This is a genomic window from Enterococcus sp. DIV1315a, from assembly GCF_051712325.1.
GTDB classification, from domain to species: Bacteria; Bacillota; Bacilli; order Lactobacillales; family Enterococcaceae; genus Enterococcus; species Enterococcus faecalis.
This window is the reverse complement of record NZ_JBIOOS010000001.1, coordinates 840,568-865,793: the sequence shown is the minus strand read 5'-3', so window position 1 is coordinate 865,793 and position 25,226 is coordinate 840,568. Positions and strand designations below refer to the sequence as shown.

The following is a 25,226-nucleotide window of genomic DNA, read 5'->3' as shown; positions in this document are numbered from 1 at the left end:
AAGAAGCGCCAAAGAGCTAACAAGTTCACTCATTTAAATCAATAATTTCATCTACAAATCGCAGGGTTTTAGGTCGATGAGTAACCAAAATAGTCAACTTATTGTGGGTAAATTTTTGTACTTCTTGTAACACTTTTTCTTCGGTCTTTTCGTCCAATGCGGAAGTCGCCTCATCTAAAATAAGGATCTCTGCTTGTGTAAATGCTAAGCGCGTGAAAGCAATCCGTTGTTTCTCGCCACCAGAAAAATTCATTCCTTTTTCACTCACAATAGTATTTAAGCCTTCCGGCAACCGTTCATAAAGTTCCCCCAACTGAAAACGATACATAGCTTCAATTACTTGTTCATCAGAAATTTCTTGATTCAATACAATATTTTCTTTTAACGTTCCTTGAAATATTGGCACATCTTGAGATAAATAAAAAACTTTTTCATAATAATCTTCCAAATTAAATTGTGTTAGAGGAAATTGATTCACATAAATTGTCCCCTCTGTCGGCTTCAATAATCCTAAAATCAATTTAATCAGGGTAGATTTGCCTGTCCCACTTTTTCCAATCAAGCCATAGGTTTTATTCATTGAAAATTGTCGATTTTGTTGGGACATAATCGTTTGACTATCTACGCTAAAACACACATCTTTTAATGAAATTGTTTGAATTTCAGGTAACGCTTTGCCGGAAACCGCTAAATCAGGATCATCTTCTTTTTTATAAAAATCTTCCAAGCGCTGATAGGCTACTTTATCCAAATTATATTGAACAAATAAAACATTAAATATGGCTATCGGCGTATAAATTCGATCGATATACATCACTATCGCTACAAGTCCACCTAAACTTAACGTCACGACGTTAGTAAAACTAAGTACGACAATACTTACTTTGATTAGTGCGACTAACAAGGCAAAAAAGCCAAAGAAAAATTCATGGATCATAGTCATTTTTGTTATATTTTGACTATTTTCCTCTGCCATTAACGCGTAATTTTCAATCTCTTTTTTATATTTTCCATTAATTCTAAAAGTTACTAGTTCTGTCATCCCTCGTATCAAAGTAGCATTCATTGCTTCTTCGGAAATAAGTGTTTTTTCTTTCATGTTTTGTAGCGTTTTCAAAAGTATTTTGGTTAAAATAAATACAATCACATAACCAATTAGAATTGCTGGCAGTAATTTTTTATCAATCAATGCTATGAAAAATAAATTAAATAACGTCTCTGGAATTAGCTCTCGAAATAAGCGCCCATAAAAATTCAAGTGGATATTTCTCCCAGCTGCTGCACCAACTTCTACTTTTTGTAGTAAAGCTCCCGCTCCCAGTTTTAGATATTCTTCATAGGAAATCTTGCTCATTTTTATTAAACTTAATTTCTTCAAATAGAAATAGATGCCATTAGTTAAGTAAGCTTTCGGTTTCTGTTCACAGTAAGACAATAGCGGAATTAAAATAATTGTCGTTCCATACGCTACTAACAACCCTAGTTGGAAACTTTTTTGATAATGATCTAACAACTGTTGAAAAAAATAAATTGCTAAAGCACTACATAATGAAACAATCACACCAATCAAAATGTACCAAGTGAAGCTTTTCTGAAAGTGCGACCATATTTTTTTAGTCATTTACTCCCTCCTTTTCGAGCAGTACATACCTTACTGTAGCATAGTTTTTGATTGGCGCCTATCAGCAATTTATCTCCAGATAATAGAAAAGCCCCCCAGCGAAAGCTGGATGGCTTTTCTATTGTTAATTCTTTCTGATTTGTAGATAACTTACACCTAAAACGGCAAATGTACTTGCCAGTATTCCTGCTATTAGCATAAACGGTGTTTTTGTTGTGCCTGTTTTGGGAAGTTCTCGTTGCCCGTTTGCTTCATTTAATTTTTGAATTGGTTCACTAAGCAGTTGGGGAGCCAACTGTGGGCTTCCTTCATTTTTCACTGTATTTAATGGAGCGTTTAGTATTTGTGGTTGATTTTTTGATGTAACATTTTTATTTTTCTCCACAGTTGTTTCTGTGGATGGCTGTTTTTTCTCAGTTGTAGTAATTTCTTTTGTTGGCGACACATGAACTTCTGGTTGGCTGCTTTCTGCCGTTTCCGTTGTGCCATTCTCTTCAGTTGTTACGCTTGGTTTTTCAGGTATGATTGGCTCAATCGTGCCTAGTGTTTCACTTTCATCTAGATTTTCTTCTTCTGTTGGTGAGACATGAACTTCTGGTTGACTGCTTTCTGCGGTTTCTGTTGTGCCGTTCTCTTCAGTTGTCACACTTGGTTTTTCAGGAATAATTGGTGAAATTGTACCTAACGTTTCACTTTCATCTGGATTTTCTTCTTCCGCTGGTGAGACATGAACTTCTGGTTGGCTGCTTTCTGCCGTTTCTGTTGCGCCGTTCTCTTCAGTTGTTACGCTTGGTTTTTCAGGAATAATTGGTGTAATTGTACCTAACGTTTCACTTTCATCTGGATTTTCTTCTTCTGTTGGAGAGACATGAACTTCTGGTTGGCTGCCTTCTGCAGTTTCTGTTACGCCATTCTCTTCAGTTGTCACACTTGGTTTTTCAGGAATAATTGGTGTAATTGTACCTAACGTTTCACTTTCATCTGGATTTTCTTCTTCTGTTGGAGAGACATGAACTTCTGGTTGGCTGCCTTCTGCAGTTTCTGTTACGCCATTCTCTTCAGTTGTCACACTTGGTTTTTCAGGTATGATTGGCTCAATCGTGCCTAGTGTTCCACCTTCATCTGGATTTTCTTCTTCTGTTGGCGAGACATGAACTTCTGGTTGGCTGCTTTCTGCAGTTTCTGTTGCGCCTGTCTTTTCACTTGTTTCTGTTGCCTGTTCCGAAGTAGGTGTCTTTGGTTCCCATTCATCTATTGTCTCTAAAGGAATGTCTAGACTTTCTTCTGTTGGCATTTCCACATTTTGATTGCCGCTTGCCTCGCCTTCTACAAAAACATTTTTAACCTGTGATGTATTTTTTTCATTCGTTGCGTCTTGATTGTTTAGTTGATAATTGATGTCATAACTATTTTCAAATGTTGCTTGATGTTGGCCTGCTTCTGTGATTGTCGAAGTGTAACGGACGATAAAGGAAGTAAAGCGTGCTTTATTCCGATAAAAACGTAAATTAAAGTCATTATCTGTCACGAAGTCAATTTTGCCATAACCTTGTTGCTCAAACTCGGCAAGTGAAATATATTTAGTTTCTTTGTCATTCACAATATCAAATGTAAAACTCTCTTTATTTAATTGTTGACCACTTCCTTGTCGATCCGCAATTGAAATATCTTCTGTGACATCGGATTTATTGAGGTTCACATTTAAAAACCAACGTACTTGATTTGACTCTCCAGCCAAATCGCCTACTTTATAAAAAAACGGATAGTCTCGCTCAATTTGGCCAGTCTCTGTGTTAGTCACTCCTTCAATCGTCAAACGTTGAGTCGCCGTTGCTGTTCCGAAATCCGTTTCTATCACGTTCGGTTGCGAACTATTGGTGATAAGCGTTTTAATCCCGAAAGAAAAATGCCCATTCACATTATGTAAAGATTCAACTTTTTCGTTAAATGTTGCTACAACATGATCTTTATAGATAAAAACTTCCCCTAAACCATTTAAATTGATTTTTCGTGGTGAACCATCGTTCTCGGTCATTCCAACTAGTGCGTCTGGTAAAGTTAAAGTAATAGTATCTCCAGGTTTTATTTTCTGATTTTCTTTGTCACTAAAAGATACTTTAATTGAGGTCATCTCTCCTTGATATAAAGTAGTGTGATCTAATTCTACTTTGTCAACGATTGAACTTTTGCTCAATTCGGCGCCAAACGAAATTGGACCAATCAATAACGCCCTCGCAATTGGTAGAATCATTACCAACAGTAACACTAAAAATTTTACACTTTTTGTCATAAAAAATTATTCACCCTTCTTTTCTCTTATTTTTTCCACTTAGTGGTCTTTTTCAGAAGTTGACAATAGCAAAAAGATATGTCTCGCACAATATTAATGCTCATTTAAGTAGCCTTTTTTTTTAATTTCTAATTCACTTCCTAAGGAAAACGTTTTATTATTGTAGTTACATTAGATAACATTTGTTACAAAATATCTAATGCTGCCAAGTTTGAGTTGCATAAATAACATATTTCACATCAATAATGAATAAAAATACTTATTTCATCCTCATTTTGTTTCCCAGGCCATTTATTCTTGTTATAATAAAAGTTATGAGATAAGAAGGAAAAGAAGGAAAAATTCATATTTTGACGGTGATTTAGCCACGTATATCGGGACTTCAATTTTAGCAACCTTGATTACTGTCTTTACATTAGGCATTTGCGCACCTTGGGGAATTTGTATGATGTACAACTGGAAAATCAAGCATACCGTTATTGATGGTAAACGCCTTTATTTTGACGGTACAGCTATGCAATTATTCGGTCATTGGATTAAATGGCTTTTATTAACTATAATTACTTTAGGAATTTATGGTTTTTGGTTGAATATCCGTTTGCAACAATGGATTACAAAACATACCCACACACTTTCATAAAAAGAGGAAGGATGAACTGAGTTACGGTCCATCCTTCCTCTTTTTATGAATATCTAACAGAGTGTTATCCTACTCTTTGAAAAAACAAGGAATTTATGCTATACTTTGATAAGTATCAAGGGATACTTATGTTATTTCGGGGGCGTTACGGATTCGACAGGCATAGTTGAGCTTGAATTGCGTTTCGTAGGTTACGGCTACGTTAAAACGTTACAGTTAAATATAACTGCTAAAAACGAAAACAATTCTTTCGCTTTAGCTGCCTAAAAACCAGCTAGCGAAGATCCTCCCGGCATCGCCCATGTGCTCGGGTCAGGGTCCTAATCGAAGTGGGATACGCTAAATTTTTCCGTCTGTAAAATTTAGAAGAGCTTACCAGACTAGCAATACAGAATGCCTGTCACTCGGCACGCTGTAAAGCGAACCTTTAAATGAGTGTCTATGAACGTAGAGATTTAAGTGGCAATATGTTTGGACGCGGGTTCGACTCCCGCCGTCTCCATTTTTAGAAAAGTAGAGAAAAACAAAAAAGAGCTAAAACCTTTATTTTATAAGGTTTTAGCTCTTTTTTTCTATAAGCAAGAGAAGGCTCGTTACCTCCTCTTACACTTCCTATCACATTATCTTTCTAAAACCACTTCATTTTCTTTTTCTATTGGTGATTTTGGGTATTGCATAGAACATGGCTAAAAATATTATTGTTATCAAAAGAGTTTTTAAGATTTCAAGTTCTCCTGAATCTATCCAAGTATACACAAAAGCGATGATAAAAGTAATTACTATTTCCGTAACATGATCTTTTAAATTCATTAGCTTAGCCCACATTGAACTGCCCATAAAGCTAGTTGTCCAGCTACAATAATAGCATTCGTCTTTAACCCATTGGCTTTAGCGAAGCGTAATACAGTCACTGCTAATTCTTTCCAGGCTTTCTTTTGTGCAGCTTTTACAATTGCGCTGATACTAATCATTGCAAAAAACTCATCTTTGATTTTGTTAGCAACGCAACTTCCTAATGCATTCCAATTAAAACGTGCTTGAACTACTGTTGAAGCATCAGAAATATTTACATTTAACTCTTCCTCAACTGAAGAAATCTCTTGCTGAGCAAAATTATTTTTGACATAGTTTTTAAAGTTATCTTCCGTCACTCCATTCGCATACATTTCTTCCAGTCCTTTTGCTACAGCCTCAACTTCTGAATCCTCTAGTTGGTCAGATGCATAAACACTTGTACCAGCGCTGATAAAAATACCTAATGTCATTAGTAATGCCATCGCCAAACAAAAAAATTTAGCCTTTTTTGTCACCTGTAATTCCATAAATAAATCCCTACTTTCTTTTCCTTGTTATAATCATAACAAGGAAAAAGATAATTTATCATCAAAATCCCTATTTGATGCTTATATTTTCCTATATATCCTAGAGCTGATTTTTCTCACTAGTGATCACATCAATTTGAACTAATGATTCAAAAAAAGACACAGGTTATTTGAGGTACGTTCGAGGTAATGCTAGGTTCTATTTTGAAAACAACGCTGCTCTCTTGAAATATTTTTTGAGCTTGCCTAAACCTTCTGAAACGAATATAGAAAATAAAAAAAGAGTCCCCTTTCTCAAGGAAACTCTCAATTACTAAGTCAAAATAACTTCACGTTATCTAAATCTTTTAAATCAATCCTATGGTTCGCGGAACAAAGGAGCTAAAAACTTAATAGAATAAATCGCACAAATTCCGACAATAATATAGATAATTTTTGCTAATGGTGTGGTTGCACCGCCACTAATTGTTGCAACTAAATCAAAATTAAATGCACCAACTAATAACCAGTTTAAACCTCCGACAATCAATAAAATTAAAGCAATAATATCCAGATATTTCATTTTTAACACTCCTTCCAAATTTGATAAGCCAAGAGTAACACGTTTATTCTTTATTTACGAAAATAATGATTCAGGAAAAAAATTTTTTCAATTATTTTCTCGAATCATTTTTTCATTATTAAGAATTTTATGATATAACTAAAGAGTAGACAAAAACAGAGTCATTATCTCTGATAAGAAATGGTGGTTTATTATGCGTGCTAAGTTATTTTTAATTTTGCGGAATCGAGTGTTATCCCGTGTTGTCTTTGTCATTCTATTTTTACATGTGCTTTTTACCACAAATGATTTCACGGTGTTGCTGCTCCTCTTACTATTGAATTATTTACTCACGCTTGAGGATAGCGCGAAAAAAAACAGAAAAATCCAAACTTGGCAGGAATTTAAACAATCGATTGATTGGCCTTTTGTCGCTTTTTATTCAGGGCTTGCTCTTTTAGTTATTTCGTTAATACTTCTGTTTCTCTGGTTCAATTATGCACGATAAGGAGGATTAAAAATTGAAAAGCTATTTTTTTACTCTTTTTTTTAGTATGTTTAGCCTTTTCGTCATACTACTTTGGCTTTCTGGTCGTCTTTTTCCGCCGCTTGTACCAGATAATGAAGCCGCTAATAATTAACGCACAGGCAATTAAAAGTAATGTCCATAATAGTAAATTTTGTTGTTGTGCCACTTTTTTCATCCCCGCTGCTGCTTTTTCTGGTTGATATGGGATACGATGTCCTCGAACTAATAACCGATGACTGTTTATCATATACGGTGTGCAAGTTAATAAAGTGACGAGATCTTGGCCAGACTCAATGTGTAAATCTTTTGTATCAGTTGGTTCAACGGTTTTTATTTGATCCACTTGATAAGCGAGCGTCTTCCCATTGACTTCGATATAAAATTCATCGCCTTTTTTTAATTCTGGCAAATCTGTAAATAATTTGGCTTGAGGGAGACCACGATGGCCTGAAATGACCGCATGTGTATTCGCACCACCTGTAGGATAGGAGGTTCCTTCTAACAAGGAGCTTCCTTTTTCCAATAGCAATGCATTCGTTTTATCAAAAATTGGTAAACGGACATTTATTTTTGGAATGGTTAAAACACCAATCGTATGACTTTCAAAATAGGATTTGTCTGGTTTTTTCGTTGTTTTTTGCGTTTCAGAAAAAGGATCTAATCCAGGATTGCTGCCTTTTTTCGCTAATTCTTGGTTTTTCTTTTCCATTTTTTCTTGAAGTTCAGCCATTTCTTTGGTGTTTTCTTGGCTTGCTTTTGCTTGATAATGAGCGATAATTTGTTGATCCAGATAGTTATTTAATGCATCGCTAACAAAAGGATACGCAAATGCACCTATTCCAATAATCAGTAAAAGAATCATAAAACCATCAATGATACGACGTTTCTTTTTTGACTTCATTGCTTCCTCCTTAAAAATAAAGCATGAAAGCCTGGGACAGTGATTGGCCCAGGCTCTTTGTTTTTCTAAAAATTTCTTCAGTGATGCTAGAAATTAAGCATTTTCTTTTCTACGTCTAGCAAAGTAGACTCCTGCAATAAGTAGCAAGACTGCGCCACTTCCTAAGTAAACGTAGATTCCTTTGCCACCTGTTGAAGGTAAGGTACCTTTGTGTTTGTTTGGTACTTTTTCTGGTGAAACTAGGTTTTCTGTTGTGCCATATGATTGTTCATTGACCACAAATTCAATCCGATTTGTTAACAAGACATAATCATCAGGAGCTACAGTTTCTTCTAAATAATAGGTACCGTATTTAAGCCCTGTGATATCAACTAATCCATCAGCCGTTGTTGTAAAAGTAGTTGCTTCAGCTTTTGTTTTCACCCAAGTTGCTGCTTTCGTTGTTTCATCGATTTTCAAATAATTTGCTGTGTCACTGTTTTGATCACGAACGACAAAGGAAGCTCCCGCCAAGGCTTGTGTCGCTGTCACATCGCCATCGACTTTAATGAAACGTTTCCCACCTGTCACAACTTCAACAGTTGGTGGTGTTTGGTCGTCGGTATGGCCGTTATCAACATTCGCCTCATTTTTAAAGCCTTTCGTAGGATCTGCTTTTTCATTTAAATGCATAAAGTAAACGAATTTTAGTGTGCCGCCTGGTGTTAGCGTAGGAATATACGCTGGATTAACGGCGACAGTGAAGCCATTTGCTTGTTCAGTCACTTGATAATTTTCAGGAGCAATCACTGTATCCCCATCATATAACGCATAGGCATACTCTCCAGAAGTCACGTTATCAAAAGTTAAGGCTGCATCATGTTTATCAACTAAATTGAATTTGACGTATTTATTAGCGTCACCTTCTTTGTCTGCAATCCCCAATGGAATATTTACAGAAATTTGATATTTAATTTTTTCTCCAATTGCCACATCTTTACCATCTAAGTTTGGTGTTGTTTTATCAACTTTAGAGGTATCATTTTTGACTGTTTTTTCAACAGGTGTTTGATTGTTTGCTTCAATTGTAAATGGTGTTTTTGTTTGATTTTCAATTAATTCTGCATTATTTGGAGCTTTTACTTCTTCTAAAATATACGAACCAACCTCAAGATTTTTAACTGTTAATTCTCCCGTTCCATTCTCTGCTTCTGTGAAATCATTTTCGCCAATTTCATAACTTTTCCCAGTAATAAAGCGTTTTGCTTGTTCTTTATCCGTTGTCCATGTATATAATCCATCTTTGACTCCTTGGATATATTTTACTGTGCCTGGTGAGCCTTCGCTTTTGGAAATAACAAATTCTGCGCCATTTAATCCTTCATTTTCAGCAGTTCCTACTTTTTTCACATGTAAACTACCATCATTGGCTACCACATTTTTAGGATAAATATGAACAACCGCTAATTCTTCTGTTCCATATTTATAGGAACCATCTGCTTGCTTGATCATTTCGTAAACTGGGAACGCCACCACCATATTCGTAGCAGCAACTACACCCTCTTTTGGTTCTTCTTTAATGGTATACACTGCATCTTTACCATTTTGTTTTTTAGGTAACTGAACAGTGACATTCCCATTTGCATCGGTGGTTCCTTGAGCAACAGGTTTCCCAGGAGTTAAACTTTGGACAGCTTGTTTAGCTGCATCGACGCTTGCGCCTGCCGCTCGTTGCTCGTAAAATTCGCTCGTCACGTTATAAATACTAAACGTCACATCTGCCAGTCCTTGATATTTATCAAACTCGCTCATTTCTTTCCCGCTATTTTGAATAAACGGATCTGGTAAATCCGTCATTTTCTTTTTGTGAATCACGAGCTGTGCGCTCTCCCCATTTTCTTCTGCAAATGCAGTTGTTGTCCCTAATACACTCGTGAAAAGTGGCAAAATTAGTAACAAGGTACTAACGGTGTACCAAACTTTTTTTAATTGCTTCATTTTCTCTCTCCTCTTTTTTGTTTTTGATAAAATAGCCAAATGACTACCATCCCAATGATTAGCAGGCCTGCAATCGTCAACCAAATAGAACGTTCTTCATTTGTTTTTGGTAAGAAGCCTGACTCTTTTACTTTTTTATTGATTACATGTAACGGTGCTGTTCGTTGTCCGTTCGTTGCATAAGAATTTTTTCCCACCGTAAAAGGAATTTCTGTTTGATTCAGAAGATAACCTTTTGGTGCAGAGATTTCTTCCAAGAAGTACTGGCCATCTTTTAAGCCTTTAACTGAAAATTCACCGGCTTGATTAGACGTGAATTTTTTAGCTAATGCTTTTTCTTTTTGCCAACGATACCCGTTTGCTGTTTCATTGAGGTACTCCCCCGCTTGATTTTTGACGATAAAAACAGCCTCTGGCAAGGTGATTTTCGCATTTTCACTATCAACTTTGACAAAAGACTTGCCGCCTGTACGAACTGCGACTCTTTTAGTCAAGGTATGCTTGTCCGTGACTAATTGTCCTTCGTTGTTAATCGCAGTGTCTGGTTCAGCGGTCTTTTCTAAACGCATTTGATACGACACAGTCATTGTTTGATTTGCAAAGTTTTGTAAGTCTTTAATTGAAAAATCAAGCGTAAATCCATGCTTTTGCGTCGTCAGTGTGTAACCTGTAGTAACTGTTTTTCCAGCCACTTTTACCTCAATTGATTCTGGTAAAAGTGTCAACGTTGTATCCGCCTTATCTGACAAACGGAATTCCTGATATCCTAAAATATTCGCTGGAATCTGAGTCGTTAACTGATAGTTAATGTGCTCTCCTTGATTAAAGCCTTGTTGCTTATCGAGTACCGTTTTTTCAAGTGGTGGTAAGTCATAGGCATTTTCTTCATTTTTTGGATATAAATGAATATGCGTTAACGATTGCCCTTGTGGATCTTGAACAGGCAAAATCACTACTAGGTTGCTAGCTTTTTCCTTTACCACTTCCGGTGCTTCCGCTTCAACAAATAAATAGGCTTTATCTCGTTGCTGCGAATCTTTGCTAGCTAATGAAAAAGAAACCACTCCATCTTCTCCATTTATTGTCTGTGTTTTATCTTCTGCGATCGGTTTTCTATTTGTTGCACCGGTTTCTGCTAATTGACGCTGTGCCTCTTGGACCGTTTTTCCTTCAGAACGAAGCTGATAAAACGGATCCGTCACATCATAGACTTGATAAGTGACGTCATTTAAGCCCCGATAATTTTGAAGCAGCGTTCCCTCTTCCCCTGTGTTTTGCTGCTGTTCTGGTAATTGACCATCAGGGAACAATAATTTGTGCAACGTAACTTGAACGCTTGCTTGCGATGCTTCTGCTAATGCTTGCTGTGAAAACCCGAAAAGAGCGAGTAGCATGACGCAAATACTTAACCAACGTGCGTTTTTCATTGATTACACACTCCCTTCTGGTCGTCTAATAAAGAGATAAACACCCGCTATCACGAATGTACTAATCGCTATCAAGTAAAACCACAAGCGTCCTATGCCACCAGTTTCAGGTAAAGGAACCTTTGCTTGGTTAGTAACATCTAAAGTAATTTGATTATTCTTCTCTCCAGAAATTAAAACATCTGCTACTTTTTCCCCATCTATCGTGACTGAACCATCTTCGCGAATTATTAATTCGATTGGTTCTTTTAACCCCTGATATCCTTCTGGCGTAAAGGTTTCTGTTAGGACATATTTCCCTGGTTTTAAGTTTTCAAAAACAAAAGTATCCGTTTCTTTGCCATCTTTTGGTAATTCAATATCCGTATCTGGTCCTGTTAAACGGAATTTCGCTCCTTTAAGTGGCGTCTGATTATCGGCTTTTTTATGAACCGTTAAGTCAAAAGGTTTCAAATGATTTTGATGTGTCAGTGTCCATTCTGGCGCATTTTCTTCAATATTTTTGCCTGCATAGTGAATTTTCCCATATTTATCAACAGTAAATTCATAATTTCCAGCAAGAGTGTCGTAGCCTAATGGTCCTGATTGTTCCACCATTCGATACTCACCAGGTTCACTAATTTTAAAATAGCTCAATCCTGCAGTATCTGTTTTTTGAGTTGCCACAGTTTGATAACTTCCTTGAGCATTTTTTCTTTGCAACGCAAAAGTCGCCTCTGCTAAGTTCACTTGTTTGCCATTTTGCATGGTGTATTTTCTAATTCTGATTGGCAAAGAAGAAAATTTATTTTCAATTTCCAATGGAATAACTTGATTTGTGGTGGTCACTTCTTGTCCATCGATGCTTACTTTGCCTTGCTCACTCACCTCAATTTGCCAAGTCGTTTTCTTACCTAACTCATGTCCTGCAGGTGCTTTTACTTCAGTTAATGTATAGCGTTCCCCTTTTTGTAGGCGCATATCTTTTGGCAAAGAATAGCTACCATCTTTATTGTCCACTAATGTTGTTTGAACATTTTTACCACTCAATTCAAAGACGGCTCCCACTAAGTTTTTCTCACCTGAGGAAGAATTTTTGATTACTTTTAAATCTAATGGCTTGAATTGCTTCGTGTTTTTCCAAGTAGTATCGTCAATTTTTTCTTGACTGTAACCAGGAACTGCTAATTCACGGGTTGTTTGATAATTGAAAGCTTGTCCTTGATTGTTGTATTGGGGAAGCCCAAGAACTTCTTGATAGCTTTCATCCGCGGTTTTGGAAAGTTGGGTTACATTTTTGCGCTCCCAACTATTGCTGGTATCATTTTCTGGTTTTGATAATTTAATATACCCAGTTTGCCAGTTGGCTGTGTCAGTTACTTGCTTTCTACTAATTTCATAAATCACGTTATCTGGCCGACTTGTTGGGTCTTGATCATACTCTTCCCAGATTTTTTTCACGTTTAACTTCACGCCTGGTGCTTTTCCCGAAGGAACCCCAAAATCAACTTTTTCAGGGGCCGTGGCTAATGGCTGAAACGTTGTCCGACCATTCATTTGATACCAAAAATCAGGTTTGAAGTTTTCTGACTCTGTTTGAATACGTACTTGATAATGAATTTGAATTTCTTGCCCTTTACCCAAATAAATCTCATTACTATTAATTGTAGCGCCTGTTAGCGACACTTCTGGTAATGTTTGAACCTGAACAGGACCCACACTTTTCATTGATAATGTATTTGGCTCGTATTTAAAAGGTTCAGCAATTGGATCAACTACTTTTCCGTTTACAACCGTTCCTGAAATCTGAACGGCTTTTTTCGCTAAATAATCAGAAATGTCTGGTGCATAATCCGCGGATTCATAATAAAGGTCTCCATTTTCATCGGCTGACACCATCTCACGCATTTTATCTTCAACTTGTTGTTTAGATAAATTAGCTCGTGGATCGCTTTGCAATTGAATGCCCAATCCATGTATTTCAATCCCACGTTGTTTTAAGGCCATTGCCTCACCTATCGTGGCGATAAACGTACTGTTAATTCGTTTACTGATATTGTTTTGATCTGGCGCATTATAGCTACCAGAGATATAGGAAGTGCTACCTGGTTGATCTTGTCGATTTGTAAATTGTGTCCCATAAAAGCGACCATCTGCCTCTGTTTGAACTCGACTCACTTTATAAGAGAAAGTTGGGACGCCATCCGTTAAAAGTACAATGACTTTCTTATGTCCATTTGGCGTTGCTAACATATCACCAGCATCTCTTAATGCTTTTTGAGTGAAAGTTCCTCCTCTAGTGCTACTTGGCGTAATATTTTTAATTGGATTTTTGACTGTATCAAACGGCCCCATTTGAATGGCGTTGTTATTATAACCGTCACTTGAGTAGCCAACATAGCCCATGTTGATGTTATTGGTAATACCGCTATCTGCCAATGTATCAACAAAACGGTTCACTCCTTTTTGAACTTCACCAATCCGATTGTTTTCATTCATACTTCCGGACCAGTCAACGACTAAGACCAAATCCAATGGCGTGATTTCTTTCTGAACATTCCCACGCACATTAAGATATACATCAAAAAGCCCTGGTGTTGTTGTTTCTCTAGCATATTTTCGGATGGCATAATCGGCTTGGTCTCCTGTACCGCCATACTCAATATAAGAATTTGTGCGATTAGTAGGGTCCCCATTCCAACTCGTTTGGCCGTCCCATTGTGCACTACCGTCTTTATTCCCTTGATGGTTTAACACATTTTGATTGCCTGTGGGCTGCCAATTAGCTGTCGGATAAGTCCCAGAATTATCCGTCGTGTATTGTGGTGCAATTAAAGGCAGTGCCAGATTCGCTCTCAAAGTAGCTGGCGCCATTCTTGCTTCTGCAAATGGATTGGTTACCTCTTCTGTTGCGGTCGGCTGTTCTGTTTTTTCTGGAGCCGAATCATTTTTGTTAGTTTCTTTCGTATTTTCTGGTACAGTTATTTTTTCTGGTTCAGTTGATTCTTTAGCAGAATCCTCTACTGTTATTTTTTCAGAAGTAACTGAAACATCATATTCGTTGTTTTCATACAATAACTTAGGTGGCTGAGCTGTTTGAAGCGAACTTTGCTCAACAGCTAACGAAAGCTGTACCGGCTTTTTTACTTGTGCGTCCAAAGTCAGATAAAGCGTACCATTAGTCACTTGGTAAGAATATCCGTCTTTTTCAATTACAGCAGTATCCATGAACTGTGCATTTTTCAATTGAATTTCTCGTTGTAATGGCTGCTCTGTTTGGTTGAGAAGATTTAACTCGATATTAATATTCGTTTTATCATTCTCATCTGTTATCATTTGAGCGGATGTAATTTCAACTTCTTTGGCTGTTTCTGCATAGCCAATGAGCGGTATGAAATAGGATGAGACAAGTAAAAAGACTACGCCGAAAACCCCAAATTTCTTTAGTAATTTAATGTCTGTTCTCTCCTTTCTTTTATGAATTAACAGTTAAATTAGAATTGCCTAGCACGTAAAATTTCATTATTCTAATCTGATAATTATTATACAGAGAAGGAGCTCATTAAATCACACCAGCTTTCATACCAAGCGGTTTCATTTCTGAAATTGCGTTATTGTTTCGATGATTGTTTCATTAAAGTAAAGGACTTGGGAGGAAACAATATGATTAGGTTTTTAGAAAAAAATTATCGGAAAATGGAAGAAATCATTCGTGTCTTATCCATTTCTGATAAATGGATGACTAAAAAAGAACTTGCAAAATATATTGGTAGTTCTGAGTCTACTTTTATTCGTTATATTGAGGAGATTAAACAGCGTTGGGGCGAAAGTTTAACCATTAAAACATCGCATAAATTAGGCTATCGTTTAGAAAACTTTAATGTGTCCTTATATTTAAACGTGCTGACGGATATGGCAAAAACGTCAACGACCACCCAATTGCTCCATGAGTTTATCCAAAATCCTGGCAAAACCATCGAATATTATTGCGATACCATCAATATTAGTCGCTCTTCTTTTGCTCGAAAATTGAAGCAGTGTAATCAGGTCTTGGAAACTTACTCTCTTCGCGTTATCGTTGATCAAGGCTATCAATTAACTAGCCAAACAGAAGAATTGCCTTTACGTATTTTTACGACCTTTTTCTTTTTAATGTATTATGGTCATTATGAATTGCCTTATCAATTAGATAAGCAAGAAATCAAACAATTAATGCGCCGCAATCAATGCCAATTAAATATTATTAGTATGGATAACAGTTATGAACACGATTTCTTTATTATGTATTTTATTGTTGATTTATTAAGAGAGCATCAAGGATTTCAACAACGTTTCCAGAAAAAAACAGATAAAAAGAGTCCAATCAAAATGGAAGATTATCTTTTACTCAGTCGTCATTTTACTGGGCTCAGCCGTGAAACCTATCGGGAAGTTCTCCGATATTTTCAAAGAGGCGCTTTTCAGCAATACTACTCCGAAGACCAAGAAGTCATCAGTCAAAGAATACGTGAAAATTTAAAATTTAATGCTTTTTCACAGATTGAACAATTAACAGAAGAAGTCGTCGACTTCGCTGTTCACTTGTTAACCTGTCTTTATTTGTTTTCTCAATTAGTGCCTTTTGACACCTCCGAATTGACACAAAGGGCCACCTTTTTCACTCGACAAATTCATTTTACTCAGCTTCACTTATATGCACGATTAAAAGCAGAATTGCATTTCTTTTCCGCTCTTTTAGAAACAAATCTATTAAACTATTCATCTTCTTATATTTTTTGGTTGCTTAATACTTTTCCAGAAATTAACCAGAGTTTCGACTCAAAAAAGATTTTGATTATTAGCGACATGGGCCTGAATCATAGTCAATATATTGGAAACTATGTCCACGATATTTTAGCTTTGCATCGGATTCGTTCAAATACGTTAGCAATTACGGAAGAACAATTAGGTGACCATCGACTCGAAGAATTTGACTTGATTATTACCAATCAACCAATTATTGAAACCAGTGTTCCAAGTATTTTAATTAATGATGCTATCTTATTTTCTAACAAAAGAGAATTGCTCGATTTATTAAACTTTTAACGTCTTAATGGTTTTCCCTATCTACCAAAAAGATAGCCCTTTTATCAAGAACCGCGTAATGTGAGGTGCCATCATACAGAAGATATTTTTATTTTTCTGAAATAAAAAAGAAAATAGGACATAAGTCGAAATGACTTATGTCCTATTTTCACTCTTAAGATAATCAGCTAAACCAGCAAATTAAATTTCTGATTGATTCACTGGCCATCTTGTGTGACTTTTACTTGGCAAAATTAATGTAATGAAGATCACTAAAGTACCGATAAAAGGAAGTAAATAGAATAAAATCCACCAGTTACTGTGGTCGCGATCATGCAATCTTCTTGCTCGAACAGTAAAGTTTGCCAACCAAATTAAAGCAGTCAGCAAGAAAAAGATAATGGTCACGGTATTCCATTCTTTAATGATTGTTCCATCATTGGGTGTTACTTCAATATATCTGTAAACGCCCGTAATTGCTGAATAAATCCCTAACACCAAATAATTAATTAATTGTGGCCACCAATATTGTGCTCGTGTTGCTGACGCATTCATTGTTGTAATATTATTCCAGTATTCTCTATACGCGTTAAACATATTATCACCCCCGCATTAACTATTACAGAAGTCTTTCGTTTTGTCAAAGAATAACGTTATTTTATGCCGCTTAATGACACGTCCATGTGCCTTCCTTAAACTCACACGAAGCTGACTTTTCAGAAGAAGGAGTTAATGAAACTAACGGTTGCTGTTGTTTTTCTTCTGCGAGAATTTTTTGAATAGTTTGGCTGATTTGTTGTTTCGGTACTGCACCATTAATTAAATATTTTTGATTAATGATTAGTGCGGGAACTCCTTGTAAACCATAAGCAGAAGCTAGCGCGAAATCTTCTTGAACCGCCGTCCAAACAGCCTCGGAAGCAACAGCTTCTTTCCATAAAGCAAAATCAATCGTTGTCTCTTTTACTAGCTCCTCAATTACTTCTGGCTCTTCAATATTTAAACTTCTCATAAATAAACCTTCTTGTAACTTATCAAACAGTAACCAATAAGTGTCTTGGTTGCCAATGTATCCAGCTGCTTTTGCTGCTAATAATGCATTCTTTGATGTTGGAAAATCAAATCGTTGCTTCCTCATCCCTTCAATATTAAAACGATGCTTTGAATCGTTTTGATTGGCATGCACCCAATGCGTCAAAACTTCTTCTTTTACTGCTGCTCGTGAGCCAAACATTGTTTCAAAATCGTTTGCTGACCATCCTAACGCAAACGACCGATGAATCAATTCAATTTCAGGAAATTCTTGTTGAATCTCATGCATGCGGTCAGACATTGGAAAACAAAAACTACAAATAACATCATGGAAAAATTCTATTTTCATCCTTACCCTCCAGTAACTCTTTTTTCAAAACAGATTGAACTAAATTTACCATTTTACTTACTAAAAGTAAACAAATGGAGCCAATTAAAAGAAAAAGGTGAAACAAAATGCGCTATGGCTTTTGTATCACCTGTTCTATCTACTTATTCTGATGTGTCCATTCCATTACCCGCTCACCATTCGTATCTAATTCACCATTAAATACAAAACCAAGTTGTTGATACAACCGAATTGCTGAGCTGTTCGTATCATAAACACTCAAGTATAGCTTGTTTGTTTGGTATTTTTCTATTAGCATTAACATTAAAAGTCGACAGGCTGCTTTCCCATAACCTTGTCCTTGGAACCGTTGGTCAATTAAAAAGCGGTCTAGCCAAACGCGCCCATCTTGCCAACGTCCATACATGGCATAGCCGATTAATTGATTGCCGTCATAAATACCTGCCGATTCCCATTCTGGAAATTGGTCTGATTCTTTTAGATTTTCTGCCATTGATTCAATGAAGGTTTGTTGTTCAGCGAAAACTTGTAGGTTTTCCACTGCTTTACGATTATCGCTTGTTACTTTTTCAAAATGTATTTCCATTGTTTTCACCTAATTAGTTGTTATTTTCTGCATACTTGTCTTCTTTCTTGCTTCTTATTTTAACATACTTATTTCCCTTTGCTTTCTCTAACTCTCTGTGATTATACGTTTCTCTTTTTTATGGGAATTCTTCCCTATAAATGGAGACTCTTTTCAAGAGATTTCTTTTTACACTACCCGTTTCAAATGATATAAATGATATATAGAGTGTTTTAACTATGTGCAACATGATTAAAAGTTAACTGTTGGGGAGCAGTTAACTTTTTCTTTTTAACCACAAAAGAGAGGATCCGCTGTGAGAAATAACTGCAGTGGATGCTCCCTTTTGTATATTATTTATTTACTAGCCGATAGTTGAAAGCTTTCCCGTTACTCAGTAGTATCGATTTTGTCTTCTTGACTATCTAAAGAACGGTCAACTTTTTCGTCGTAACTTTCCATGGAATTTTCATTTTTATGTTTCTGCTTATCGACCGTTTTATCGACTTTTTCTTTCTGTCGATCAATTGTTTTTTCCATCTCTTCGCCAGCCGAGGTACAACCACTCAGTAAAAGGAAACTTGTGAATAAAAACGCTGACAAGATAACTGTTTTTCCGATTTTTGTTTTCATAAACTCACCTCTCGTTTAATTTAAAAAAACGTCCCGATAAAACATTGTTTCCTTGATTATTTACTCACAATTAGCGAACGACTAAGACATTGCACAAAGCATGGTTAACCACATAATCTGTAGTAGAACCAATCAAGGTTCGTTGAATAGCACCTCTTCCCGTGGCACCTAGCACAATTAAATCTATGGCATAATTTTCAGAAATCGTATTGGCAAGATAACGTTTTGGGCTCCCAAGTTCAACAATTTTTTTGACTGTTTTTACACCAATTTCACTCGCTTGTTTTGCCTTTTCAGTGAGCATCTCTTCTGACTTGTGTTTTTCTAAATCATACAATTCTTCAAAAGAAAATGGACTCGTCGTAAATTCAGCATCATTAATAATTGTAGCTAAATAAAGAGTGGCTTGTTCCTCTTTGGCAATCCTGACAGCTTCATGAAAAGCTTTTTCAGATTGATCTGAGCCATCAAGAGCAACCAAAATATGTTGATATACTGACATTTTATCCGCCTCCTTAACCAAATTAAGAATCAAAACTAACACAACAGCTGTGTTACATTTTAGTGGCTATCTGTTGTAATTTTTCCACAGTTAATGCTTGATAATTTGTTTCTTCAAGTAGTCCCGTTTGAATTTCAACAGAAACATCTTCCGTACATGTTTCTAAAAACCTTGTGGCATAATCAAACTGTTGCTCTAAGAATGTTTCATATTCCAGTCGACAACGTAAAAATTCTTTCGCGGTATCCGAAACATGTAAACACATGCGGCGCTTATTCGCTTTCTTGGTTATCACAAAATAGGTTCCCTCTAAAATCGTGGTAATCTCTTCAATAATATACGCTGCATCTTTTACCATTCCGTCAATCCAGTCCTTTATTTGTTTTCAGTGTCGTTGCTTTTTTCTTTGTCGTCACTTAACAGCTCTTTAATTTTTTCACGATTGTCGTATAACTTTTTTCCTACGCCCACTAAGGCGCCGCCTGCCAATAACTTTGTTAAAAAGCCGCCATTTGCGTTTGTTTTTTTGCCATGGTGTCCTTTTAAATGATGTCCCATCCTAGCCACCTCCATAATTTTTATTTCTATCACCTATGAACATTATCTCATATGTTTTCACAAAACACACGTATAACAATAGTTTTTTAATCAAGGCTCGACCACTTTGTAAACTCATGACTTTTAATATGCCGAATCTCTTCAAATAAAATATGTGTATTTCCAACTTTTGCATACTCCATTGAACTCATCCCTTCAAAAACACCAACAATTGGCGGTTGAACACGGCCAAAATCATCCAATGTATTCAATTGGATTTCTAAAACTTGGTTATTTTTTAAAGACTGCTCTAAGTATTCTTCAATTTCTTCTGTTGTCTGTTGCGGTAAGCGTTCAAACGCTCTCTTAGAATATTCGTCAGAAGCTTCGATTCCTTCTTGTAACTCCCCCAATGCAAAAGCGGTCGCCCATTTCAGTTCAAAGGGCCGATCATGGTACTCATTATAAGGTGTAAATTCTTTTTTTGTTCGTTTCATGATGTTATCCTCCTAAACCGACATTTCCTCCAGCATGTCCACCGACTAATCCTGAACGATGAATTGCCGTCGCGCCTTCCAACAAAGAAGAGGCGTGGATTAAAGCTTGAAAGCCAAATTTTTGTCGGATTTTATCAATCAGATAGTTTAACTCCATTTCACTAATTTGCTCTTCTGGTTCCGAAAATAAATCTAATTGTAAAGATTCATTCCAAACTAATTTCCCATAAGAAAGCCCTAATTGCCGGACATCGGTTCCCGCTAGATAATGTTCTCTAAAAAGGGCTAATACATAGGTAATCAAAACTTTTGTATTGTTTGTTGCAGGAATCGTTTGTTGTTTTCGCCAACCAGTTCGTCCTTCACGGTCAATTTGTCCTTTGGAATAACCAACGTAGACTGTGATACATTCCGTTTGGCAATGCGCTTTTCTTAAACGAGCAGCCACTTGTTCTGTCAGTTCCTTTAAGACTAGTTCAATCTGATCTCTTCGCGCATAATCTCTCGGTAAAATCTGACTATTCCCAAATGATTTTTCAGCTTTATGTGGTGCTTTTTTCCCTAAAAAGGTACGATCAATCCCCCATGAATGAGCATACAATTGAAGCCCCATCACGCCAAATGTTTCTTGTAAAAGATGCGGATTCGCTTGCGCTAACTCATATACAGAATCAATTCCTAAGCGATTCAGTCGTTTAGCCATTCTGCGACCAATCCCACAAAAATCTGTCAAAGAAGGCAACTGCCAGACAGTATCTGGTACACGATCATACCGCCATTCTGCAATAAAATCTGGCGAATGTTTGGCGCCATTGTCCAAGGCCAATTTAGCCAGTAACGGATTGTCCCCTATCCCAACGGTCACATAAATACCCACATGATTATAAACGACTCTTTGGATAATCCGAGCCATCTTATAGGCGGTTTCACAATGAAAATAACTTAAAGAAGCCGTTACATCAAGAAATGATTCATCTACACTAAACACAGAGTGATCTTCATCTGCGACAAACTTTTTATATAAATTATTGATTTCTTGATTTTTTTTCATGTACAAATTCATTCGTGGCGGAACCACATATAAATCAGGATGAGCGGGCACTTGATTTTTACGCGTAACATTTGAAACACTTAAAACTTTTTTTGCCATTGGCGATGCTGATAAAACTAATCCCCCCGCATTTTCGGCATTACTCATCACTACCAACATCGTTTTCAACGGATCTAACCCACGTTCTGCGCATTCTACACTAGCGTAAAAACTTTTGCAATCAATACAAAGAATATCGCGACTAGGTTCTTTTTCATAATCAAATTTCACAAACATCACCTCACTTGCAAAATCATTATACGAACAAACGTTCGATTAATCAAGCGAACACTGTTTATTTTTTTGTTTTTTTCAAGAACGGTTGGTGATCAAAAAAATAGTCCAACAACAAACAGAACCCTATTGTTAGACTATTTACATATATTTGAAAAAGAACTCTCCAATAAAATAACAGTGTATTCAGATTAATACATAGAGGATAAACTTGAATAAATACTATCTAAAACATGATTATTTTAATAGATTGGTGTAGTTTAATATCAAAATCAATATTATAGGTGATAATACACATAGAGAAATAAAAATAATCAAAAAATAGAACCATTTTTTAGAAACTAGCATCCCTAATCCTATCGTTCCTAGTGTGTACAGTACTATCAAAATAAGATAGATTTTTGTTCCATTTCCTGAAAAATCCGTCTTGCTCACACTAGTTATCATTCGAAGAATAGCATATATAATCCCCAAAGAGCACAGCATCCAAATAAAGCTACTAATATATTTAAGGAGATTCATAACCAGACCTACTTTCTATTAAATTACTAAGATTAGCCTTTCCAAGTTTGTGTGTGCGTCGCTCTAACATCAAAGTAATCAGGAAAAGCATAACACACAATTCCAGAAACCGCTATCAAAACTACTAATAACATATCTATATCATACTTTTTTTATAGCATATTCTGCCTATAAAAAAATAAATAACGGCATCAAAAGTTAGAATATTCATCTAACTTTTTGACGCCGTAACACCCTATTATCACTTTTTACATCTTATTTCGATTTAAAAATAACGATAAAAAGCCCGTTCCTAACAGAATTACTGCTGAAACATAATAAGGGAAAAAGTGATTGATATCAAATAAAGCTCCTGCTGCCATTGGTCCTAAAATATTACCAAAACTTGTAAATGTCGAATTTAGTCCGTTGATGGTTCCTTGTTGATCTCCAGCATGTTTGGATAAATAAGTAGTTACTGCTGGTCTAAACAAGTCAAACGCTAAAAAGACAATAAACGTTGAAAATACAACAACTAAATTATTTTTTGTAAAGGCAATCACGGCAATAAAAATGGCACTTGCAAAAAAGGTTAATTGGATTAAACCCATTTCACCTATTTTTTGGACGATTGCATCAAAGAAAAACAACTGACAAATCAACGCTAAAATACCACTAACCGTAATCACGATTGCTATTTCACTTGTGGTAAAGCCAAAATTAATAGTCGCCATAATACTATAAATAGATTCGAACGCTTGCAGGCCAAAAGAGGAAATTAAGATAATCACAAATAATGAGGTAAACATTGGATTTCTTAAAATATCCATAAATGAACCTTTTTTCGCTTCAACAGCGGCTAAAATTCGTTTCTCTGGCTCCTTCAAAACAGTTAATGTCAAAATAAAACCAATAAACGCTAAAAATGCGGCCGCAAAAAATGGAGCGCGAATACCTAAATAAGCAATAAAACCACCAACTCCTGGTCCGATAATAAAACCACCACTAATTGCAGCTGACACAAGTCCCATCGCTTTCGGACGTTCAGAAATCGTGGTCATATCTGCCACAAAAGCTGTCACTGACGGCATTAATAAAGCGGCGGCAATCCCACCTAAACCACGAGAAATATAAAAACCGCTTTTCGCTTGGGCTAAACCAAATAATAACTCAGAAATTGAAAACACCAACATGCCCGTCGCAATCATTTTTTTCCGACCAATTTTATCCGAAAGGACACCTGCGATTGGCGATGTGATTAATTGGGCAATCGCAAAAATAGAAATCATCATTCCCATTGTGGTACCAGAAAAATGCATTTCTTCTTTTAATTGGGGAATTACGGGAATGACTAGGCCTACGCCTAGAAAAACAAGAAATAAGTTAGAAATTGCTAAGTACATCATACTATTTTTTTTCGTCATAATTTGCCTCCTCCATAAAAAAACAGCCATCAAAAATGGCTATTTCTGTTTCTTTGTATGTACTTTCTTTGACAGTGTTTCGGCTGAAACACTCGTTGAGTCATTGAGATACATTTTACACTAATTCGCTGAAAATTTCACTAGTTTTTACTTATTTTTTTAAAGGAAATTGTTATTTTTTAAAGACATAACTTAAGTATCCAAGTATTTAATGAATCGCTTTTGTTTTTTATCAGAAACATAGCCAATGTGTTCATAAAATTGATGTGCTGCTGTACGCTGTTCCCCTGAATTTAAGCGAATCGCAGACAAGTTACACTTTTTAGCTTCCGTTTCTAGTTTCGTCATTAATTGTTTGCCAATTCCACGGCCTTCTGCTTCTTTTGCCACTGCTAACCCCAGAACGTTCAATAACGTTTGGGAATAAATTGTTTCATACAGTTGCGCATGCACATAGCCTAAAATCTTCCCTGTCTTCGTTTCTTCATAAACATATAAAAACTCTCTGTCACTGGCTAGTAGTAATTTCTCAATCTGTTTACAGGTCACGTCAATGGGAACTTCATAGCCCAATTGTTCTTTATTAATGATAGTTAACGCCGCTGCATCTGTTGGCTTCATTTTTCTAATCAAGGGTAACACCCTCCTAAATGATATTTATAGAGTATTACTTTGGCTACTCTATAGTTTTTTCGATAAATAAAGAACTAACGCATCATCATTAACACACCGATCGTTTGGTTTCAGCTGCTTATTTTGAAACCAGACTCCTGAACCATCTGGCACATATCCCTGTTTGATATATAATCTTTGCGCTGCACCATAACCAGGATGCAGGCCTACTCCCAAAGAAACAGTATCTGCATAACTTTTGGCAACATTTTCTGCACGATTTAATAATAACCGCCCCACTCCTTGTTTTTGAAATGGTAAGAATACATTGAAATCAGCTATTTCAGGATATAAATTTTTAAAAGGTCCTTCCTTAGCTAATGGCAGTAACGTCACATAACCTAACAGCGTTGCCTTTTTCTCCGCTACAAAAACCGTTCGTTGCTTGACTAATTGTTCTTCTAAATAGTTCATTAAAATCTCTTGGCGACTTGGCCAACCTTGTTGGACAAATTGAGTATCCAGCGCTAAGATATCTTTCTCTTGCATTTCTCTAATAACCACTAGCTCAGACATCAGCATTTCCTCCAAAAAAAACGTTTTCATTTTATACAACGAAGCGAATAATTCTTCGCTCCCTTATTCATTTTCAAAAACCATCGAGTTGATGATATTTGGGCAAAACAGCAACACATGTTTCTTCTGAATTAACAGCAATAACGAACCCTTGCCATAAGGACCACGTCACCGTTTCACCTAATTTCTCTTTCACTCGTTGAATCATTTCAGCTTGCGTTAAGTCTCGTGCAGGAAAATGTTGAACTTTATCGTTACTGATTAAAAAAATAAATGATTCTGAAAAAGCTGTCATGACTTCAGGTGGTAAATTTTTTAATCGTTCTTGGTAATCCATTGAAACCACTCCTTCTTTTTTATCATACCACAACATCCATTTCTCT

At 36.2% G+C, this 25,226-nt stretch carries 25 protein-coding genes and 1 other RNA gene; 4 read left to right on the top strand and 22 right to left on the bottom strand.

Annotation, left to right across the window (positions count from 1 at the left end; translation table 11 throughout):
- Window positions 1-25: 25 nt before the first annotated feature.
- A complete protein-coding gene (locus tag IGJ03_RS04210; protein ID WP_425135819.1) occupies window positions 26-1,621 on the bottom strand; it encodes an ATP-binding cassette domain-containing protein in 1,596 nt (531 codons plus the stop codon).
- 124 nt (window positions 1,622-1,745) lie between these two features.
- On the bottom strand, window positions 1,746-3,911 hold the full coding sequence (locus IGJ03_RS04205) for a collagen binding domain-containing protein (protein WP_438711078.1): 2,166 nt from the start codon (window positions 3,909-3,911) through the stop codon (window positions 1,746-1,748).
- 319 nt (window positions 3,912-4,230) lie between these two features.
- On the opposite strand from IGJ03_RS04205, the gene IGJ03_RS04200 reads away from it, so the two are divergent.
- Together IGJ03_RS04200 and ssrA are read left to right on the top strand one after the other, a co-directional pair.
- Window positions 4,231-4,551 (top strand): DUF898 family protein, encoded by a 321-nt coding sequence (locus IGJ03_RS04200; RefSeq protein WP_425135873.1) that lies wholly within the window; start codon window positions 4,231-4,233, stop codon window positions 4,549-4,551.
- Between the two features lie 138 nt (window positions 4,552-4,689).
- Window positions 4,690-5,056, top strand: a transfer-messenger RNA (tmRNA) gene (ssrA, locus tag IGJ03_RS04195).
- 134 nt (window positions 5,057-5,190) lie between these two features.
- Here ssrA and IGJ03_RS04190 read toward each other — a convergent pair.
- The 3 genes from IGJ03_RS04190 to IGJ03_RS04180 form a co-directional block, all read right to left on the bottom strand.
- Window positions 5,191-5,376: a hypothetical protein gene (locus IGJ03_RS04190; RefSeq protein WP_014524989.1), complete on the bottom strand. Its 186-nt coding sequence runs from the start codon at window positions 5,374-5,376 to the stop codon at window positions 5,191-5,193.
- Complete coding sequence (entV, locus tag IGJ03_RS04185) at window positions 5,361-5,873, bottom strand: enterococcin EntV (RefSeq protein ID WP_002358120.1); 513 nt, start codon at window positions 5,871-5,873, stop codon at window positions 5,361-5,363. Before entV ends, IGJ03_RS04190 begins: the two co-directional genes overlap by 16 nt.
- Window positions 5,874-6,231: 358 nt before the next feature.
- A complete protein-coding gene (locus IGJ03_RS04180) occupies window positions 6,232-6,435 on the bottom strand; it encodes a DUF378 domain-containing protein (protein WP_002381996.1) in 204 nt (67 codons plus the stop codon).
- Window positions 6,436-6,628: 193 nt separating this feature from the next.
- Here IGJ03_RS04180 and IGJ03_RS04175 point away from each other — a divergent pair, with 193 nt between their 5' ends.
- Window positions 6,629-6,922, top strand: a complete 294-nt coding sequence (locus tag IGJ03_RS04175) for a hypothetical protein (RefSeq protein ID WP_002358125.1) — start codon at window positions 6,629-6,631, stop codon at window positions 6,920-6,922.
- A 67-nt stretch (window positions 6,923-6,989) separates the two neighbouring features.
- Here IGJ03_RS04175 and srtC read toward each other — a convergent pair whose 3' ends face one another.
- From srtC to ebpA, 4 genes are all read right to left on the bottom strand, one after another.
- A complete protein-coding gene (gene srtC, locus IGJ03_RS04170) occupies window positions 6,990-7,844 on the bottom strand; it encodes an Ebp pilus assembly class C sortase (RefSeq protein WP_002371340.1) in 855 nt (284 codons plus the stop codon).
- A gap of 93 nt (window positions 7,845-7,937) precedes the next feature.
- Window positions 7,938-9,821 (bottom strand): endocarditis and biofilm-associated pilus major subunit EbpC, encoded by a 1,884-nt coding sequence (gene ebpC, locus IGJ03_RS04165; protein ID WP_104866503.1) that lies wholly within the window; start codon window positions 9,819-9,821, stop codon window positions 7,938-7,940.
- The gene (ebpB, locus tag IGJ03_RS04160) at window positions 9,818-11,248 is read right to left on the bottom strand and encodes an endocarditis and biofilm-associated pilus minor subunit EbpB (protein ID WP_425135817.1); all 1,431 of its coding nucleotides are present in this window, start codon (window positions 11,246-11,248) and stop codon (window positions 9,818-9,820) included. Before ebpB ends, ebpC begins: the two co-directional genes overlap by 4 nt.
- Window positions 11,249-11,251: 3 nt before the next feature.
- Complete coding sequence (gene ebpA / locus IGJ03_RS04155) at window positions 11,252-14,716, bottom strand: endocarditis and biofilm-associated pilus tip protein EbpA (protein WP_425135872.1); 3,465 nt, start codon at window positions 14,714-14,716, stop codon at window positions 11,252-11,254.
- 174 nt (window positions 14,717-14,890) lie between these two features.
- On the opposite strand from ebpA, the gene IGJ03_RS04150 reads away from it, so the two are divergent.
- On the top strand, window positions 14,891-16,312 hold the full coding sequence (locus tag IGJ03_RS04150; RefSeq protein ID WP_002382000.1) for a helix-turn-helix domain-containing protein: 1,422 nt from the start codon (window positions 14,891-14,893) through the stop codon (window positions 16,310-16,312).
- A gap of 180 nt (window positions 16,313-16,492) precedes the next feature.
- On the opposite strand, the gene IGJ03_RS04145 is transcribed toward IGJ03_RS04150, so the two are convergent.
- The 13 genes from IGJ03_RS04145 to IGJ03_RS04085 all read right to left on the bottom strand — a co-directional run bounded on the left by IGJ03_RS04145 (window position 16,493) and on the right by IGJ03_RS04085 (window position 25,216).
- Window positions 16,493-16,888: a DUF805 domain-containing protein gene (locus tag IGJ03_RS04145; RefSeq protein WP_002358131.1), complete on the bottom strand. Its 396-nt coding sequence runs from the start codon at window positions 16,886-16,888 to the stop codon at window positions 16,493-16,495.
- 70 nt (window positions 16,889-16,958) lie between these two features.
- On the bottom strand, window positions 16,959-17,672 hold the full coding sequence (locus IGJ03_RS04140; RefSeq protein WP_033625697.1) for a DsbA family oxidoreductase: 714 nt from the start codon (window positions 17,670-17,672) through the stop codon (window positions 16,959-16,961).
- Window positions 17,673-17,811: 139 nt separating this feature from the next.
- Window positions 17,812-18,258 carry a GNAT family N-acetyltransferase gene (locus tag IGJ03_RS04135; RefSeq protein ID WP_002396414.1) on the bottom strand — a complete coding sequence of 149 codons (447 nt, stop codon included), beginning with the start codon at window positions 18,256-18,258 and terminating at the stop codon, window positions 17,812-17,814.
- Window positions 18,259-18,627: 369 nt separating this feature from the next.
- Entirely contained in the window at window positions 18,628-18,870 is a 243-nt protein-coding gene (locus IGJ03_RS04130; protein ID WP_002358134.1) for a hypothetical protein, read from the bottom strand.
- Between the two features lie 70 nt (window positions 18,871-18,940).
- Window positions 18,941-19,372: a universal stress protein gene (locus IGJ03_RS04125; RefSeq protein ID WP_002391595.1), complete on the bottom strand. Its 432-nt coding sequence runs from the start codon at window positions 19,370-19,372 to the stop codon at window positions 18,941-18,943.
- A 52-nt stretch (window positions 19,373-19,424) separates the two neighbouring features.
- Window positions 19,425-19,730: a hypothetical protein gene (locus IGJ03_RS04120; protein WP_002397742.1), complete on the bottom strand. Its 306-nt coding sequence runs from the start codon at window positions 19,728-19,730 to the stop codon at window positions 19,425-19,427.
- 17 nt (window positions 19,731-19,747) lie between these two features.
- Window positions 19,748-19,945, bottom strand: coding sequence for a hypothetical protein (locus tag IGJ03_RS04115; RefSeq protein ID WP_002360617.1), 198 nt, complete (start codon window positions 19,943-19,945; stop codon window positions 19,748-19,750).
- A 71-nt stretch (window positions 19,946-20,016) separates the two neighbouring features.
- Window positions 20,017-20,406, bottom strand: coding sequence for a hypothetical protein (locus IGJ03_RS04110; RefSeq protein ID WP_010710518.1), 390 nt, complete (start codon window positions 20,404-20,406; stop codon window positions 20,017-20,019).
- Between the two features lie 4 nt (window positions 20,407-20,410).
- A complete protein-coding gene (locus IGJ03_RS04105; protein ID WP_375804721.1) occupies window positions 20,411-21,733 on the bottom strand; it encodes a Y-family DNA polymerase in 1,323 nt (440 codons plus the stop codon).
- Window positions 21,734-22,500: 767 nt separating this feature from the next.
- A complete protein-coding gene (emeA, locus tag IGJ03_RS04100) occupies window positions 22,501-23,655 on the bottom strand; it encodes a multidrug efflux MFS transporter EmeA (protein ID WP_002358140.1) in 1,155 nt (384 codons plus the stop codon).
- A gap of 192 nt (window positions 23,656-23,847) precedes the next feature.
- Window positions 23,848-24,288: a GNAT family N-acetyltransferase gene (locus tag IGJ03_RS04095; RefSeq protein WP_425135816.1), complete on the bottom strand. Its 441-nt coding sequence runs from the start codon at window positions 24,286-24,288 to the stop codon at window positions 23,848-23,850.
- Between the two features lie 48 nt (window positions 24,289-24,336).
- The gene (locus IGJ03_RS04090) at window positions 24,337-24,849 is read right to left on the bottom strand and encodes a GNAT family N-acetyltransferase (protein ID WP_002386019.1); all 513 of its coding nucleotides are present in this window, start codon (window positions 24,847-24,849) and stop codon (window positions 24,337-24,339) included.
- Window positions 24,850-24,916: 67 nt separating this feature from the next.
- Complete coding sequence (locus IGJ03_RS04085; RefSeq protein WP_025186579.1) at window positions 24,917-25,216, bottom strand: hypothetical protein; 300 nt, start codon at window positions 25,214-25,216, stop codon at window positions 24,917-24,919.
- Window positions 25,217-25,226 lie beyond the last annotated feature (10 nt).

Excerpts from the sequence above, each read along its gene's own strand:
- IGJ03_RS04210 (WP_425135819.1), bottom strand. The coding sequence starts at position 1,621 with ATGACTAAAAAAATATGGTCGCACTTTCAGAAAAGCTTCACTTGGTAC.
- IGJ03_RS04205 (WP_438711078.1), bottom strand. The coding sequence starts at position 3,911 with ATGACAAAAAGTGTAAAATTTTTAGTGTTACTGTTGGTAATGATTCTA.
- IGJ03_RS04190 (WP_014524989.1), bottom strand. The coding sequence starts at position 5,376 with ATGTGGGCTAAGCTAATGAATTTAAAAGATCATGTTACGGAAATAGTA.
- entV (WP_002358120.1), bottom strand. The coding sequence starts at position 5,873 with ATGGAATTACAGGTGACAAAAAAGGCTAAATTTTTTTGTTTGGCGATG.
- IGJ03_RS04180 (WP_002381996.1), bottom strand. The coding sequence starts at position 6,435 with ATGAAATATCTGGATATTATTGCTTTAATTTTATTGATTGTCGGAGGT.
- IGJ03_RS04175 (WP_002358125.1), top strand. The coding sequence starts at position 6,629 with ATGCGTGCTAAGTTATTTTTAATTTTGCGGAATCGAGTGTTATCCCGT.
- srtC (WP_002371340.1), bottom strand. The coding sequence starts at position 7,844 with ATGAAGTCAAAAAAGAAACGTCGTATCATTGATGGTTTTATGATTCTT.
- ebpC (WP_104866503.1), bottom strand. The coding sequence starts at position 9,821 with ATGAAGCAATTAAAAAAAGTTTGGTACACCGTTAGTACCTTGTTACTA.
- ebpB (WP_425135817.1), bottom strand. The coding sequence starts at position 11,248 with ATGAAAAACGCACGTTGGTTAAGTATTTGCGTCATGCTACTCGCTCTT.
- IGJ03_RS04150 (WP_002382000.1), top strand. The coding sequence starts at position 14,891 with ATGATTAGGTTTTTAGAAAAAAATTATCGGAAAATGGAAGAAATCATT.
- IGJ03_RS04145 (WP_002358131.1), bottom strand. The coding sequence starts at position 16,888 with ATGTTTAACGCGTATAGAGAATACTGGAATAATATTACAACAATGAAT.
- IGJ03_RS04140 (WP_033625697.1), bottom strand. The coding sequence starts at position 17,672 with ATGAAAATAGAATTTTTCCATGATGTTATTTGTAGTTTTTGTTTTCCA.
- IGJ03_RS04135 (WP_002396414.1), bottom strand. The coding sequence starts at position 18,258 with ATGGAAATACATTTTGAAAAAGTAACAAGCGATAATCGTAAAGCAGTG.
- IGJ03_RS04130 (WP_002358134.1), bottom strand. The coding sequence starts at position 18,870 with ATGAAAACAAAAATCGGAAAAACAGTTATCTTGTCAGCGTTTTTATTC.
- IGJ03_RS04125 (WP_002391595.1), bottom strand. The coding sequence starts at position 19,372 with ATGTCAGTATATCAACATATTTTGGTTGCTCTTGATGGCTCAGATCAA.
- IGJ03_RS04120 (WP_002397742.1), bottom strand. The coding sequence starts at position 19,730 with ATGGTAAAAGATGCAGCGTATATTATTGAAGAGATTACCACGATTTTA.
- IGJ03_RS04115 (WP_002360617.1), bottom strand. The coding sequence starts at position 19,945 with ATGGAGGTGGCTAGGATGGGACATCATTTAAAAGGACACCATGGCAAA.
- IGJ03_RS04110 (WP_010710518.1), bottom strand. The coding sequence starts at position 20,406 with ATGAAACGAACAAAAAAAGAATTTACACCTTATAATGAGTACCATGAT.
- IGJ03_RS04105 (WP_375804721.1), bottom strand. The coding sequence starts at position 21,733 with ATGTTTGTGAAATTTGATTATGAAAAAGAACCTAGTCGCGATATTCTT.
- emeA (WP_002358140.1), bottom strand. The coding sequence starts at position 23,655 with ATGACGAAAAAAAATAGTATGATGTACTTAGCAATTTCTAACTTATTT.
- IGJ03_RS04090 (WP_002386019.1), bottom strand. The coding sequence starts at position 24,849 with ATGCTGATGTCTGAGCTAGTGGTTATTAGAGAAATGCAAGAGAAAGAT.
- IGJ03_RS04085 (WP_025186579.1), bottom strand. The coding sequence starts at position 25,216 with ATGTTGTGGTATGATAAAAAAGAAGGAGTGGTTTCAATGGATTACCAA.